Here is a 15,245-nt window from a genome sequence, read left to right as displayed (position 1 = left end):
TGGCGCGCATCGGTGTCCCCCGTTCGCGGTAACGTGAGTTCTCTATGAACGCCAAGTCCGATGCGCAGCTCCCTGCCGTGTCCGTGATCATGCCCGTCCTCGACGAGGAGCGGCATCTGCGCGGAGCGGTCACCGCGATCCTCGCCCAGGAGTACGACGGCGAGATGGAGGTGGTGATCGCCCTCGGCCCCTCCAAGGACCGTACCGACGAGATCGCCGCCGAGCTGGTCCGTGAGGACCCGCGCGTGCACACGGTGCCGAACCCGACCGGCCGCACGCCCGCCGCGCTCAACGCCGCGATCAAGGCCTCCCGCCACCCGATCGTGGTCCGCGTCGACGGCCACGGCATGCTCTCGCCGAACTACATCGCGACCGCCGTACGGCTGCTGGAGGAGACCGGCGCGCAGAACGTCGGCGGCATCATGCACGCCGAGGGCGAGAACGACTGGGAGCACGCGGTCGCCGCCGCGATGACCTCGAAGATCGGTGTCGGCAACGCCGCGTTCCACACGGGCGGCGAGGCCGGTGCGGCGGAGACCGTCTACCTCGGTGTCTTCCGACGCGAGGCGCTGGAGCAACAGGGCGGCTACAACGAGGAGTTCATCCGTGCCCAGGACTGGGAGCTGAACTTCCGCATCCGCGAGGCGGGCGGGCTCATCTGGTTCTCGCCGGAGCTGATGGTGTCGTACCGGCCGCGGCCCTCGGTCAAGGCCCTGGCCAAGCAGTACAAGGACTACGGCCGTTGGCGGCATGTCGTCGCCCGCTTCCACGAGGGCTCCATCAACCTGCGCTATCTCGCCCCGCCGACCGCGGTCTGCGCGATCGCGGCGGGCGCCGTGGTGGGCGCGGTGCTGACCCCCTGGGGCTTCGTGGTCCCCGGCGGCTATCTCGCGGCGATCGCCCTCGGCTCCGTCCCCGCGGGCAAGGGCCTGCCGCTGAAGGCCCGGATGCAGGTACCGGTCGCCCTCGCGACCATGCACATGTCGTGGGGCTGGGGCTTCCTGACCAGCCCGAAGTCGCTGGCGAAGAAGGTCATCGCGTCGCGGCGGCCGGCGGTCGTCCGCGAGAGCTGAGCGCGTTCCGCGTGGACGCGGGTGAACTACGGGGAGGGCCTGCCGCACTCTGCGGCAGGCCCTCCCCGTGTCGTGTCAGCCGGCTACCACTGGTAGGGCTTGTACACGTCCATGCACTGGCTCTCGTCCGAGCCGTTGATGGCGTCGGAGTTGTCGGGCAGATCCCCGGCCTTCGGCGCGGACTGCTTCGGATAGGCCGTGCCCGTGGTCCAGTCGGAGCCCACGACGACCGTGACGCTCGACACCTCCGTCGACCTCTTCACCGAACTCAGGGGAATCCCCAGCGCGTCGGCGACACTCTGGGCGTCGCCCTCCATGTCCGCGCTCGGGTAGCGCACCACCGTCTGCTCCACGGACGGAGCTGTCGTGGTGTCGGCGGCTGCCCTGCCGAAGCCCTTGCGCACCAACTCCTGGCTGACCTCGCTCGCCCGGTTGCGGATCGCGGCCTGGGTGGAGGTCCTGGTGCCGTTCTGCACCAACACGCCTAGCTGGTCGGTCGAGACCGAGGGGGCCTGGGAGGCCTTCTCCCCGCCCGTGTCCCCGCCCGTCCCCTTGCCCGTGGCCGACGTGGTGCCCTCGCCGCCCTTGCCTTCCTTGGTGTTCTTGCCGCCCTTGCCGCCCTTGTCGTCGAAGGGGATGTCGTCGCGGAGCATCTTCCACATCTTCTCGGCGTTGGCTCCGTCCGGCACCACGTGGTTCTTGTCCAGCGGGTCCTGGACGTTGGGCATCGTCGTCATGGTGATGCGGTCGGTCGGTACCTCCTTGAGCAGCATGCTCAGGTCGTACAGCTTCTTGACGCTGCCGATCTCCTCCGAGACCTCCAGGGACTTCACGGCGGCCTCGGCGAGGTCCATGAGCCGCCCGCTGTCCGTGAAGATGTTCTGGCCCTTGAGCGTGCGGATCATCGAGTTCAGGTACATGTGCTGGGCCCTGGCCCGCATCAGGTCACTGCCCCAGGCGTGCCGGGTGCGCAGCCACTGCAGGGCCTGCTCGCCCTTCACCTTGTGCGTGCCCGCCTTCATCTTCAGGCCCGAGCCGCCGGACACGAGGGGCAGCGGACGGTCCCAGACGTTCTGCTTGACGCAGACGTCGACGCCGCCGATGGCGTCCGCCATCTTCACCACGCCCGCGAAGTCGATCGTCATCCAGTGGTCGATATAGACACCGGTGAGGTTCTCCCAGGTGGCGAGGGTGCAGCCGGCGCCGCCTCGGGCCAGCGACTCGTTGATGATGGTGTTGGTCGGGGGGTAGGTCTTGCCCGTCTCGGGGTCGGTGCACTTGGGTATGTCGGTCCGGGTGTCCCGGGGGATGCTCACCACCGCGGCGCTCTCACGGTCCGCGGAGATGTGGACGAGCATCTCGACGTCGGCCAGCGGCGGGTTGCCGCGGTTCTCCCGGCTGCCGCCCAGCCGCACGTTCGCGTCGGAGTTACGGCTGTCGGAGCCGAGCAGCAGGATGTTCACCGGCGTCTGGCCGTCCGCGTTCGGCGTCGCCTTCTTGGCCTTGGAGTCCCCGCTGTTGCGTTCGCCCTTGCGGATGTTGTGGTTGAGGTGCTGGTAGTAGAGGTATCCGGCGCCGGCGGTGCCGAGAGTCAGTACCGCCAGGGTCATCGCGGTCCAGCGCAGGACACGGCGCCCGCGCCGACGACGCGGGCCGCGCCTCCGCCCGTCTCGGCCCGCTCCCGCGTCCCCGCCCGCCTCGGCGTCCTCGTGCGCGCCGCTCTCGTCCGGATCGTCGGCCTGCGGCCGTCTGCCGGCCGGTCGCCTCTCTGCCCGGCGCACACCGCTCTGCGTCATCTACCTGCCTCCCACCCTGTGCCCGACGAACGGGTCCGTCCTGTGCCCGACGTACGGGTCCGTCCGGCGCTTCGGAGGGCGCGTCCGGCGCCTCGCCCGACAACTCCCGTGCTCTGTTGGACGCTTGAAGCGCCCGGCAGGATGCATCTGGACCGGGCGCTTCTGAATCCGCGTCCCTCGGACGCGAGGCAAGGCGTCAACTCACGTGACGCATTCGGCCTTCTCGGCGGTGGCCTTGTTGTCGACCTCAGGCGCCTTGGTCGGCGCCGTCAGCGGCACCCCGGCGCCCTTGAAGTCCTTGCCGAGCGTCAGGATCATCGCGGGCAGCCCCTGGGCGTTCTTCTCGCTCTGGCCCGGCTTCAGCGCGGATCCGGGCAGCCCCATGATGTCCGCCAACTTGCGTGCCTGGTCGGCCTGGTCGGGGGCGTACTCCAGCGTCGTCTTGTCGACGTCTTCCTTCGCGTTGCCGAGCTGGCTGGACTTGAGGACGCCCTCGTTCACCTGGAGCCAGCTCAGCGTCTCCTGGGCACTGCCACCGGTGGCACCGCCGTTGTAGATGTCGACCCGGATGTCGGCGGCGGTCGAGCGGGAGCCCTCGAGCCGGGCAGCCGCGGCGCTCTCCGCCTCCTTCTTCTTCGCCTTCTTCTTCTTCGCCACCTCGGTGAAGGAGACGTCGCCGTTGATCGCGTCGAAGACCGCCGGGGCCTTGGCCTTGTTGACGATGACGGTCTTCTTCACAGGACCGTCCGCCGGGTTGTCGAGCACCGGCACCGTCACGAAGGTGATGTTCTTCGGCGGCACCTTCTTCAGCTCCAGGGCCACGTCCTTGAGCGTGTTCCCGTCGCCGATGCCCTTGTCGACCGTGAGTGCCTTGGTGGCGGCCTCCGCCAGGTCCATCAACTTGACGGGGTTGGTGAGCGTGTCGCTGGAGGTCATCTTGCGGGCCAGCGAGCCGAGGAACTGCTGCTGCGCCTTGATGCGGTCCAGGTCGCCCTGGTTGCCGAAGCTGTGCCGGGTGCGGACGAAGGCGAGGGCCTGTTCGCCCTCGACGGTGTGCGTTCCCTTCGACAGCTTCAGATGCGAGTCCTTGTCGTCGACGTCCTTGCCCACACAGACCTCGACCCCGCCGACCGCCGAGGTCAGCGTCTTCACGGCGTTGAAGTCGACCATCATGAAGTGGTCGGGGGCGATACCGGTGATCTCCTTGACCGTGCGCATCGTGCAGCCCGGGTCGCGGCCCTTCTGGCCGAGGCTCTCGTTGAAGCGGACGTTCGGTGAGCCGGGGATGACCTGGGTGCTGCCGTCGGGCTGGATCGTCGGGCAGGCAGGGACGTCGGCGATCAGGTCACGCGGGATGCTCAGCGCGGTCGCGTTCGTCCGGTCCTCGGCGACGTGCAGCAGGATGTTGGTGTCGGCGTGGCCGGCGCTGCCCTTGTCGCCGTAGCCCTTGTTGCCCTTACCGGTGCGTTTGTCCGTACCGATGATCAGGATGTTGAACGCTTCGTCCTTGCTGAAGCTGTCCTTGGCGGCGTCGCCGACGTCCTTCGTCGTGACGTTCCCCTCGAGGTGCTTGAGGTAGAGGTAACCGGCGCCGACGGTGGCGACCAGGACGAAGGCCAGACTGCCGCTGGTCCACAGCAGTATCTTCTTGGCCTTGCCCTTCTTCTGCTTCGTACGCCCCCGACGCCGCCCCGGCGCGGGCTGCTCGGGCGCACCGCGGCGGCGGCGCGGTCCCGGAACGGTGTCCGGGGCCGGCTGCTCCGGAGCCCTGCGCCGCGGTCCCGGCCGCGTACGGGCGCCTTCCCGGGCGTTCCCGCCGGGCGCCCCCCTGCGCGGCTTCGGCACCCCCGACTGCGGTGCGGAAGGGGGCAGTCGCAGTTCGTATTCACCGGTATCCGGGTTGCGTACCCACTGGTCTGCGGGGTCGATGTCGTCCGCCCGCCCACGGCCTTGCGCGTCCACGGTTGCCTGAGTCCTCCGTCGGGGCACGCGGCGCCTTCCCCTCGAGGCGCCCGGGTCTCTTTCATTCAGTGCGCGCCCCAGAAAGGACATCAAGGGTGTGGCACCGGATCGCTCACACTATCCGCCCAGTTCGGCGTCAAGCGACGGCGGTGACAAACTCCACTCCCCTACAACTGGGCAATCCCCCCTAATTCTCAGAGAGTTCTTAGCTCAGACGTTCCCAGGCTTGGTATGCGCTTTACCCACAGCCGTCCGGAGCGGCCGTTTTCCCGGGGAAAGTGGGCGGAGGCTGAGGGGTCGATCCGCGCACGCCGGGCCGCATGACAAGAGACTCTGCGTCGCCGTACGACTGCTCACTGTTGCGAACTCCGAACGCCGCGCCCGCTTTCGAAGGGGACGCGTTCGGGGGAGTCGCGTTCGAAGGGGACGCGTTCGAGAGAGTCACGTTCGGAGGAGCCGTGTTCGATGGGGCCGTGTTTGCAGCAGACGCGTTCGACGGAGAGGCGCCCGCTTTCGACGGAGGACCGCTCGGGGCATCCCGCGTGACCTTCACGGGCTGATCCCTGCGCAGCCGTTCGAAGAGTTCGCGTGCCGCGGGTTCCACCAACTGGTCGCGATCGGCGTTGTACGAGTACGGCCTGCGCGGCACGGTCAGGAACTGCACGCGCCGCGGGGGGAGGTTCCGCAGTTCGTTCAGCAGTCCGTAGAGTCCGCGCAGGCTCGCCAGTTCCGGGTCCGTGGTGAGGGACGAGGTGGCCGCGTCCAGGACCGGATACAGCTTGAGCGGGTTCAGCAGGACGTTGGTGCTGTTCACCTTGGCGACGAGCGCGCCGAGGAAGCGCTGTTGGCGTTCCATCCGTTCGGTGTCGCTGCCGTCGCCGAGGCTCTTGCGGGCCCGGACGTAGCCCAGTGCCTGCTCTCCGTCGAGCGTCACCTTGCCCGCGGGCAGCTTGACCTTGGCGTCCTTGTCGTCGAGCGGCTCCTTCAGGCACACCGGGACGCCGTCGAGCGCGTCGACCAGCGTCTTGAAGCCGTTGAAGTCGACGACCACGAAGTGATCGACGCGGATGCCCGTCAGCTTCTCGACGGTCCGCACGGAACAGGCCGAACCCCCGGTCGCGAAGGCGCTGTTGAACATCGCGAACACCGGACGGCTGCGACTGCCGTCGCGCATGCGGCAGTCCGGCACGTGGACCATGAGGTCGCGGGGCAGGGAGACGGCGGTGGCGCCGCGTCGGCCGGCCGCCACATGCAGCAGGATCGTGGTGTCGGACCGCTCGGTCCCGGAGTCCCTGCCGTACTGGTCGCCGCCGCCCGCGCGCGAGTCGGACCCGATGAGCAGGACGTTCCGCGCGCCGGGTACGAGCGCCCGCGGCCGTTCCCTCTCGTGCCGGGCGAGTTCGGCGGCGGCGCCTTCGTCCGCGGTGATGTTCGCGTCCAGCCTCTCGTACGCGACCCATCCGGCCCCGGCGGCCCCGACCAGGAGCAGCGCGAGTCCCAGCGTGGCCCAGCGCCCCCAGTGCCGCCGACGGCTGGCCGGGCCGTGACCGGTGGCCGCGGCGCCCGGCGGCCGTGGGGTGCCTTCGGTGGTCACTGCCGGGTCCACCCCCTGCGGCGTACGAGCGTGTCGGGCTCCTACGACCATGGCCCGGGGCGGCGGGTCCGGGCGGCCGGTGCTGGTCCGAACGGAGGCGAAGTGCGCCCGTCAGGGGGCTACCGGGAGGCGGTGCTCAGCGAGCCGTCGCGGTCACGCGCTCGCTCTCGATCCGCTGGGCCACCGCGGCCTCGTCCGACCGGTCCAGATGGCGGCAGAGCACCACGGACCCGCCGGTCGCGAGCGGCGCGTACAGCCCGGCGCTCAGCCCCTCCCAGGTGTCGTACGACAGCCCGGACAGCAGGCGCGAGCCGGGGCCCGTCAGGCCGAGCGCGGGTGCGTCCGCGCGGGCCCGCTCCACGACCTCGGCGCCCGTGAACGCGGCCCCGGCGACGATCAGAGCGGACTCCTCCGGGTCGACCGGCGCGTACGCCTGGAAGCGGTCGCCCTGCCCCGGCACCTCGACCGCGTAGTCCATGAACCCGTCCGGGGCCTTGGGGAACCGGCCGCCGAGCGGGCGCAGCGCGAGTGCGACACGCTCCCCGGAGCAGGCGCGTGCCGCGTCGAGTGTGTCGGGTCCGCTGACGACGACGTCGGCCGCGCCCGCGTCACCGCCGACATCGGCGACGACGCCCACGGACGCGCAGGCGAGCAGCCATACCGCCGTCTGCCAGTGCGCGGGCAGCAGCAGCGCGACCCGGTCGCCGGGCCCGGCGGCGAGATCACCCTGAAGGAGGTTGGCGGTCTTGGCCACCCAGTTGGCGAAGGTGGCGACCGAGAGTTCGACGCGTTCGCCCGTGGCGTCGTCGTAGAAGGTCACCAGGGGGCGTGCGGGGTCCGCGGCGAGCGCGGATCGCAGCAGGTCGGCAGGGGTGCGGTCGGTGGCGTTCATCCGCGCAAGCGTACGCGGGGCGCCTGCGCCGGGTGGACCGGTCGGGGGAGCGGGTGCCACCGGTTCGGGCGCGGTGGCGGGGAGCGATGGGCCACCGGTTCGGCGCAACGGTGAGGAGAGGGGGTCCACCGGTTCGGCGCAACGGCGAGGAGAGGGGGTCCACCGGTTCGGCGTAGCGGACCCGATGGGCCGTCAATTCCTGAATGGACACACATGTCTGACTATGTCCAAGATGAGGGGCATGCGCAGACACCTTGCTTCCTCGATCGGCGTCGCGAGCACGACGGTACTGGCCCTCTCGCTCGCCCTCCCGGCCGCCGCGGCCCGACCGGCCACGGTGGCGGTGCCCACCCCGGCCGACCGGTCGGCCGCCGGCAGCACCCAGTCCCTCCGCCTCGTCCCCCTCAACCGCCCCCGCACCCCCGACACGGTGCCCGAATGGGGGCTGTCCCCCCAGGCCGTACACCCCTTCTCGATGATCGGCATCGTCTGGAAGGACCCGAGCGCCGAGCTACACGGCCGCGCCCAGGTCCGCACGCGGGAGAGCGGCACCTCCCGGTGGTCCGGCTGGCAGGAGCTGGAGGTGCACGGCCAAGGGCACGGCCCCGACCCGCAGAGCGCGGAGGGCCGTTCGAGCCGGCTGCGCGGAGCGACGGCCCCGCTGTGGGTCGGCGACTCGGACGGCGTCGAGGTACGGGTGCGCGCGAACAAGGCCGCCAAGGGCCAGACCCGTACGCCCGCGCTCCCCGAGGGGCTGCAGGCCGAACTGATCGACCCCGGCGCGGACACCCCGCGACAGGCCGGGGACGCCGCCGAGGCAGGCGACTCCGAAGGCTCGGGCTTAGCCGGCTCACGAGCGAACCCCGCCACGTCCGCCGTACCGGAGGCGGCGGACGCGGCGCCCGGCCAACGCGCGGGCCCCTACACCACGTCGCGCCCGAAGATCGTCACGCGGCGCGGCTGGGGCGCGGACGAGAACCTGCGGGAGTCCGGCTTCGGCTACACCGGCAAGGTGAAGGTGGCCTTCGTGCACCACACGGCGACGGGCAACGGCTACAAGTGCTCCCAGGCCCCTTCGGTCATCCGCGGTATCTACCGCTACCACGTCGTGAGCAGCGGCTGGCGGGACATCGGCTACAACTTCCTCGTCGACAAGTGCGGAAACATCTACGAAGGCCGCGCGGGCGGAGTGGACAAGGCCGTCCTGGGCGCCCACACCATGGGGTTCAACAGCGACAGCATGGGGATCGCCGCGATCGGCGCCTTCGAGAGCAGCACACCCCCGGCCGCCATGGTGAACGCCATCGCCAAGCTCGCCGCGTGGAAGCTCGGCCTGTACGGCATGGATCCGCGCGGTACGACGTACCTCAGGTCCGCGGGCGGTAACCGCTTCCCGGCGGGGCAGAACGCACGGTTGAAAGTGGTCTCGGGGCATCGCGACGGGTACAGCACGGAGTGCCCGGGAAAGCTGCTGTACGGCAAGCTCGGCACGATCCGTTCCTCGGCGGCCCGCTACCAGGGCCGCTGAGGGGTGTGTCGGTCGTACGACTGTACGGATGTGGTGCGGCGTGACCGTACGGGCGCGTACGACGTCCGCTCTCATGACCCGCTCTCATGACCCGCATCGATGACCCGCATCTCATGACCCGCGCAAACGCCCTTCTCACGGGCCTCGTAACGCCCTCAGCAGTCCTCGTAACGCGGTTGCATACACTGGCCGGCCGATGGACAGTTCGGCCGGTCCCGGCAGGAAGCAGAGACGACAGGTGACAGAAGCGATCCTCCTGGTCGGCGGCAGGGGTACCCGGCTGCGCCCGCTCACGGTGCACACCCCGAAACCGATGGTTCCGGCGGCCGGGGTCCCCTTCCTCACCCATCAGTTGGCGCGGGCGAGGGCCGCGGGCGTGGAGCACATCGTCCTCGCCACGTCCTATCTGGCCGAGGTCTTCGAACCGTACTTCGGCGACGGCTCGTCCCTCGGCCTGCGGCTGGAGTACGTCACCGAGGAGGAGCCCCTCGGCACCGGCGGCGCTCTGCGCAACGTGGCGAGCCGCCTCCACTCAGGGCCCGAGGACCCGGTCCTCGTCTTCAACGGCGACATCCTGACGGGCCTGGACATCCGCGCCCTGGTCCGCACCCATGAGTCGACGGGCGCGGACGTCTCGCTCCATCTCACCAAGGTGACGGACCCCCGGGCCTACGGGCTGGTCCCCACGGACGCCACGGGCCGGGTGACGGCGTTCCTGGAGAAGCCGCAGACCCCGGAGGAGATCGTCACCGACCAGATCAACGCCGGGGCGTACGTCTTCCGCCGCTCGGTCATCGACACGATCCCGGCGGGCCGTCCGGTCTCGGTGGAACGCGAGACGTTCCCGGACCTGCTGGCGGCCGGGGCGCATCTGCAGGGCATGGTGGACTCGACGTACTGGCTGGACCTCGGCACCCCGGCGGCCTTCGTCCGCGGCTCGGCGGACCTGGTCCTCGGCCGCGCCCCGTCCCCCGCGGTGCCCGGCCGCCGCGGCGACCGTCTGATCCTGCCGACGGCATCGGTCGCCTCGGACGCGAAGCTGACCGGCGGCACGGTCGTCGGCGAGGGCGCGTTCGTGGGGGAGGGCGCCCGGATCTTCGGCAGCACCCTGCTGAGCGGCGCGGTCGTGGAACCGGGCGCGGTCATCACGGACTCCCTGATCGGAGCCCGCTCCCGCATCGGCGAGCGCTCGGTCCTCAGCGGCGCGGTCATCGGCGACGGCGCGGTGGTCGGCGCGGACAACGAACTGCGCGACGGGGTCCGGGTCTGGTGCGACGCGAAGATCCCGGCGGGGGCGGTGCGCTTCTCCTCGGACCAGTAGGTCTCCAGAGGTACTTCAGAGGCGCTTCGGAGGTACTTCGGAGGGTTGCGCTTGTTCACAGCCGTCCGATGTCCCTCGGCTGCATCCGCGGCGCGCGCCGCGGCGGCACGCGACCGCTCAGCAGGATCAGTCGTGCCGCCCGGTGCCGCTGCCCCGTGTACGGCTCCAGCAGCGACAGCATCACGGCGTCGTCCGCGTCGCGGTCTCCGGCCAGCGCATAGCCGACGATCCCCGGCAGATGCAGATCCCCCACGGTCACGGCGTCCGTCGCCCCATGGCTGCGCTGCACGGTCTCCGCGGAGGTCCACGGTCCGATGCCCGGCACGGCCTCCAGGAGCGCCTGCGCTTGCGCGGGCTCCAACTCCGTCGTCCGCTCCAGCCGCGTGGCGACCCGTACCGCCCGTAGGATCGTCGACGCCCGCTTGTCGTCGACCCCTGCCCGGTGCCACTCCCAGGACGGGATCAGCGCCCAGGTGCGCGGCGTAGGCATCACCCGCATCCGCTCCGGCGCGGGTCCTGGCGCCGGTTCGCCGTACGCCCCTACGAGCAGCCGCCATGCCCGGTAGGCCTCGTCCGCGGTGACCTTCTGCTCCAGGACGCTCGGGATCAGCGACTCCAGCACCAGTCCGGTCCGGACCAGCCGCAGCCCCGGCCGCCGGTGCCGGGTCAGCGCGAGCAGTCGATGCCGTGGCTCGAAGGCCTCCGGGTCGTCCGACGCGCCCAGCATCCGCGGGAGTCGATCCAGCAGCCACTCCGCTCCGGGGCCCCACGCCTCGGCCTCGGCGTCCGTGCCCCGCAGCGCGACCCGCAGGGTGCCAGGGCCCGCCGGGGTGCGGCTGGCCCGCCACACGGCCCCGTCCGGGGTCGCGTGGAACGTCGGGTCCCCGGGACCGCGGCGCAGCGGGCCGAGCACCAGCCCGAGGTCCAGGGGGCCGGGCGGGGTCCAGGTCCGCCGCCGTCCCGGTGCCGTGGCCGGTCGCGGCACCGGCACCTGCACGGGCACGGCGGCAGGCCCGCCCCGCACGGTCGTGCGGGGGGTGCGGGGGGCGAAGCGTCCGGCCACGGATGAGGTCCTAGGTGAGGTCCTGGTCGACCTGGATGAGGTCCTGGTTGATACGGGGGCTGCTTACGAGCCTAGAGGCCGCGCGCTCCGATGAACTGAACTCCGTCACCGCACCTCGATGAAGGCGTCCGCGTCCCGCGCGGGACGTGGCCTCGGCTCCTCCGCCGCATGGCCCACCGCCACCGCGCCCATCGGCTCCCAGTTCTCCGGCAGTCCGAGCACCTCGCGCACGACGTCCCGGCAGAACATCGTCGAGGACACCCATGCCGAGCCGAGCCGCTCCCCGGCGAGCGCGACCAGGAGGTTCTGCACGCCCGCCCCGGTGGCGACCACGAACATCTCCCGCTCGGCCGCGTCCCGCCGCGCGTCGCCGTAGGTGTGGGACCCGTCCATGACCATGCAGGGCACGACGAGGTACGGGGCATGGCGCAGCACGTCCCCGCGCCGTACGCGCTTGGCGATCGACTCCTCGGTCTTCCCGTCCCGGCGCAGATCCGCGATCCACGCCTCCCGCATCGCGTCCAGCAGCCGCGTCCGCGACTCCTCGGACTCCAGAAGCACGAACCGCCACGGCGTCGTGTGATGCGGCGCAGGCGCGGTCACGGCGGCGGCCACCGCGCGCCGTACGGCACCGGGGTCGACGGGCTCGTCCGTGAACGCGCGCACCGTGCGCCGCTGGGTCACCGCCTCCCGTACCGCCTCCGAAGTGCCGAGCCGGAACATGTCCTCGTGGGGCGCGCGCACCATCGCCGCGGCGCCCTCGCCGTCGTCCCCGGTCACCGCCCGCGGCAGCCCGCGTACGACGGCCACGGGCAGCCCGGCGACCTTGCCCTTGACCAGGTCACCGGCGGCGGCCAGTTCGTCGGCGGTGGCCACGACGGTCGCGCTCAGCGGGTTGCCGTGCGCGTCCGTGCCGCCGCGCAGGTCGTCGAGGACGCGGACGCCCGCGGCACCGATGGCGACGTCGGTGAGCCCGTTGCGCCAGGGCCGACCGAAGGTGTCGGTGACGATCACACCGATCTCGACCCCGAGGATGTCCCGCAGCCCCGCCCGCAGCGCCCGCGCGGAGGCGTCGGGGTCCTCCGGCAGCAGCAGAACGGTCCCTGCGGGGGTGTTGGAGGCGTCGACACCGGCGGCGGCCATCACCAGGCCCTGGCGGTTCTCCACGATCCTGATCGGACCGCGCCGGGCCACCACGCGCACCGTCTCGGCGTCGATGGCGGCCTCCCGGTCGTCCGCCCGCAGCAGGCGCCCCTCGGCCTTGGACACGATCTTGGAGGTGACGAGCAGCACGTCCCCGTCGACGAGTCCCGGCTCGGCGGCGGCGATGACCTTGGCCAGGTCGTCGCCCTCGCGGATCTCGGGCAGCCCGGGGAGCGCCCACACCCGGTAACCGGGCGCGGGCACCCGCCCGTTGTCGTCGTCGCCGTCGGTGAGCTGCTGCTCGGGACGCTGTTCGGGAAGTCCGCCGCTCACGCGCCGCGCACCTCCTCCGCCAGCGTCAGCGCCTCGCGCGCCATCCGCGCGGTCGCGTCCAGGTCCGTCATCATCAGCGGCACCGCGCGGCAGCGGATGCCCGCCGCCTCGACGCGCTCCACGGCCGCCGCGTCCACCGTGTCCACGAGCCAGCCGTCCAGCAGGCCCGAGCCGTAGTGCTCGGCGACCGCCGCGGCCGTCGTCTCCACGCCGACCGCCGCGAGGACCTTGTCGGCCATCCCGCGCACGGGCGCGTCGCCGACGATGGGGGACAGGCCCACGACGGGCACCCCGGCCTCCGCGACAGCCTCCCGGATGCCGGGCACCGCGAGGATCGTGCCGACGGACACGACCGGGTTGGACGGCGGGAAGAGCACGACGTCCGCCTCGGCGATCGCCTCCAGGACGCCCGGCGCCGGCTTCGCGTGCTCGGCGCCCACCGGCACGATCGCCTCGGCCGGGACCGAGGCCCGCAGCCGTACCCAGTACTCCTGGAAGTGGATCGCCTTGCGCTCGCCCTCCAGCTCGACGGCGACATGGGTCTCGACGCGGTCGTCCGACATGGGGATGAGCCGGACGCCCGGCTTCCAGCGGTCGCACAGGGCCTCGGTGACCGCGCTGAGCGGATAGCCCGCGCCCAGCATCTGCGTCCGCACGATGTGCGTGGCGAAGTCACGGTCGCCGAGGCCGAACCACTCCGGACCGACGCCGTACGCCGCCAGCTCCTCCTTGAGGTGGAAGGTCTCGTCCGCCCGGCCCCAGCCCTGTTCCTCGTTGATGCCGCCGCCGAGCGTGTACATCACCGTGTCGAGGTCCGGGCAGACCTTCAGCCCGAAGAGGTGGATGTCGTCGCCGGTGTTGCCGATGACCGTGATGTCCGCGTCGGGGGCGGCCTGCTTGAGACCGCGAAGAAACCGGGCACCGCCGATGCCGCCTGCCAGAACCACAATGCGCATGGGAGAAGTCTCGCAGGCGGCACCCACACCGGGTGAGCAGGTTGTGGACAACCGCCCCTCAGGCGATGACGAACCCCGCCGCCCTGCGCTCGGCCGCGCAGGCCACCGGGGTGTGCTCGGCCGTGTGCAGGGGGAGCGTCGGCATCTCGGTCAGCCCCGGGTAGTAGATGTGCAGGCTCACGGCCGGCTCCAGCGCGTCGTTCACCACTTCGTGCACGTATCCCGGTGCGAACACCCGCTGCGCCCCCGCGCGCCACACGCGTGTGCCGCGCTCCGTGCGCTCCGTGAGTGCGCCGTGCAGGACGGTCAGTACGCCGGACGAGCGCCCGTGGCCGTGCGGTCCGCTGCCCTGCCCGGGGACCCAGGACAGCAGCCACACCTCGTAGCCGGGGCAGGCGCGCAGCCGGTGGTACCAGCGGGAGGCCGCGTCGTAGCGCACCAGGTGCTCCCACTGGGAGCGGTCGGCGGCGAGGGAGCGGGCGAGCCCGGCGAACTCGGCCACGGTGGCCGGATGGTCGCGCGGCGGCTGGAGCAGGTGCGGTACTTCGAGGATGTCGCCGGCGATCTGGAGGTCGCTGTCGCTGTTCATGGGGTGCGGTGGTTCCTCGGCGGGAGAGTGCGGGGCTGGATGTCGCGGGTCGTCCGCCCGGATCACGGGCGTGGCGGGCGCCCTGGTACGGGCGGAGGGCGAGGCAGCCGAGTCGGGTGGACTCAGAAGCGGCCGGAGCGGGGAAGAAGGCTCAACAGCCGGAACAGCTACAGCGCGCGCGGGCAGCACCGGTGGACCCGGCGGAGCGGGTCGAGGTGATGGCCGAGTTCGCGAGCATGCCCTTCAGGACACCGGCTCACTCCTTCGCTGTCAACTTGATGTCCGGGATGTGCGAGATGTTTCACCTCATCCGGTTCATCTGAGGGATGGATGGTTTGCCCCTGGGGTTCCCGGGACACATGGCGCAGGACCGGGTGCCCGATCGTCGTTGCGATCTCGTGATCCGAATGTGATCCGATTCGCTTCGCGGTGCCTGCCGGAACGGGGCCGAATGTGCGGGCGTCCTTCCCTGTGAGGGGCCGCAGGCTCTCCCGGCCCCCATGGAGTGTCAGGGTTTATGCCGATTTGAACACTTTCCGCATAGCCTTGGTTCCGCAGGGTGAATAAGGGGCCCAATAGCAGATCTCGGCTTGACTGGCCCGGATCGGCACACTTGTAATTTCACTCGTGTCGTTCAGCCGAAATCGGTAACGGCTACATCACGGGGACGTGAAAGACAGACGAGGGGCGCACATGACCGAGCTGGTGCAGCAACTGCTGGTCGACGACGCGGACGAGGAGCTCGGCTGGCAGGAGCGCGCGCTGTGCGCCCAGACCGACCCCGAGTCCTTCTTCCCCGAGAAGGGCGGCTCCACCCGTGAGGCCAAGAAGGTCTGTCTCGCCTGTGAGGTCCGCTCGGAGTGCCTCGAGTACGCCCTCGCCAACGACGAGCGGTTCGGCATCTGGGGCGGTCTGTCCGAGCGTGAGCGCCGCCGTCTGAAGAAGGCCGCCATCTGACGCCCCGTTGGCCGGAAAGCAGTGCTCGGAACGTCGTG

General features: G+C 71.1%; 12 protein-coding genes. 4 read left to right on the top strand and 8 right to left on the bottom strand.

Annotation, left to right across the window (positions count from 1 at the left end; translation table 11 throughout):
- Positions 1–44: 44 nt before the first annotated feature.
- Positions 45–1,073 (top strand): glycosyltransferase family 2 protein, encoded by a 1,029-nt coding sequence (locus NGF19_RS25605; protein WP_252427768.1) that lies wholly within the window; start codon positions 45–47, stop codon positions 1,071–1,073.
- An 83-nt stretch (positions 1,074–1,156) separates the two neighbouring features.
- Here NGF19_RS25605 and NGF19_RS25600 read toward each other — a convergent pair whose 3' ends face one another.
- From NGF19_RS25600 to NGF19_RS25585, 4 genes are all read right to left on the bottom strand, one after another.
- Positions 1,157–2,869, bottom strand: a complete 1,713-nt coding sequence (locus NGF19_RS25600) for an LCP family protein (RefSeq protein ID WP_372505844.1) — start codon at positions 2,867–2,869, stop codon at positions 1,157–1,159.
- 201 nt (positions 2,870–3,070) lie between these two features.
- On the bottom strand, positions 3,071–4,831 hold the full coding sequence (locus tag NGF19_RS25595) for an LCP family protein (RefSeq protein WP_252427767.1): 1,761 nt from the start codon (positions 4,829–4,831) through the stop codon (positions 3,071–3,073).
- Positions 4,832–5,069: 238 nt separating this feature from the next.
- Complete coding sequence (locus NGF19_RS25590; protein WP_252427765.1) at positions 5,070–6,425, bottom strand: LCP family protein; 1,356 nt, start codon at positions 6,423–6,425, stop codon at positions 5,070–5,072.
- Positions 6,426–6,561: 136 nt separating this feature from the next.
- Entirely contained in the window at positions 6,562–7,317 is a 756-nt protein-coding gene (locus NGF19_RS25585) for a TIGR03089 family protein (RefSeq protein WP_252427764.1), read from the bottom strand.
- A 241-nt stretch (positions 7,318–7,558) separates the two neighbouring features.
- Between NGF19_RS25585 and NGF19_RS25580 the strand changes: the two genes are divergently transcribed.
- Both NGF19_RS25580 and manB read left to right on the top strand, forming a co-directional pair.
- Positions 7,559–8,845, top strand: a complete 1,287-nt coding sequence (locus tag NGF19_RS25580) for a peptidoglycan recognition protein family protein (RefSeq protein WP_252427763.1) — start codon at positions 7,559–7,561, stop codon at positions 8,843–8,845.
- Positions 8,846–9,083: 238 nt separating this feature from the next.
- Positions 9,084–10,166 (top strand): mannose-1-phosphate guanylyltransferase, encoded by a 1,083-nt coding sequence (gene manB, locus NGF19_RS25575; protein ID WP_252427761.1) that lies wholly within the window; start codon positions 9,084–9,086, stop codon positions 10,164–10,166.
- 55 nt (positions 10,167–10,221) lie between these two features.
- On the opposite strand, the gene NGF19_RS25570 is transcribed toward manB, so the two are convergent.
- The 4 genes from NGF19_RS25570 to NGF19_RS25555 all read right to left on the bottom strand — a co-directional run bounded on the left by NGF19_RS25570 (position 10,222) and on the right by NGF19_RS25555 (position 14,250).
- Positions 10,222–11,229 (bottom strand): DNA-3-methyladenine glycosylase family protein, encoded by a 1,008-nt coding sequence (locus NGF19_RS25570; RefSeq protein ID WP_252427760.1) that lies wholly within the window; start codon positions 11,227–11,229, stop codon positions 10,222–10,224.
- 105 nt (positions 11,230–11,334) lie between these two features.
- On the bottom strand, positions 11,335–12,636 hold the full coding sequence (locus NGF19_RS25565; RefSeq protein WP_252427816.1) for a coenzyme F420-0:L-glutamate ligase: 1,302 nt from the start codon (positions 12,634–12,636) through the stop codon (positions 11,335–11,337).
- A gap of 65 nt (positions 12,637–12,701) precedes the next feature.
- Complete coding sequence (gene cofD, locus NGF19_RS25560) at positions 12,702–13,661, bottom strand: 2-phospho-L-lactate transferase (protein ID WP_252427759.1); 960 nt, start codon at positions 13,659–13,661, stop codon at positions 12,702–12,704.
- Between the two features lie 58 nt (positions 13,662–13,719).
- Positions 13,720–14,250, bottom strand: coding sequence for a cysteine dioxygenase (locus NGF19_RS25555; RefSeq protein WP_252427757.1), 531 nt, complete (start codon positions 14,248–14,250; stop codon positions 13,720–13,722).
- A 693-nt stretch (positions 14,251–14,943) separates the two neighbouring features.
- On the opposite strand from NGF19_RS25555, the gene NGF19_RS25550 reads away from it, so the two are divergent.
- Positions 14,944–15,207, top strand: a complete 264-nt coding sequence (locus NGF19_RS25550) for a WhiB family transcriptional regulator (RefSeq protein ID WP_010986447.1) — start codon at positions 14,944–14,946, stop codon at positions 15,205–15,207.
- The last annotated feature ends 38 nt before the right edge of the window (positions 15,208–15,245 follow it).

Source organism: Streptomyces macrolidinus, from assembly GCF_023887685.1.
Classification (GTDB): domain Bacteria; phylum Actinomycetota; class Actinomycetes; order Streptomycetales; family Streptomycetaceae; genus Streptomyces; species Streptomyces macrolidinus.
This window is presented reverse-complemented; position numbering and strand designations above follow the sequence as displayed.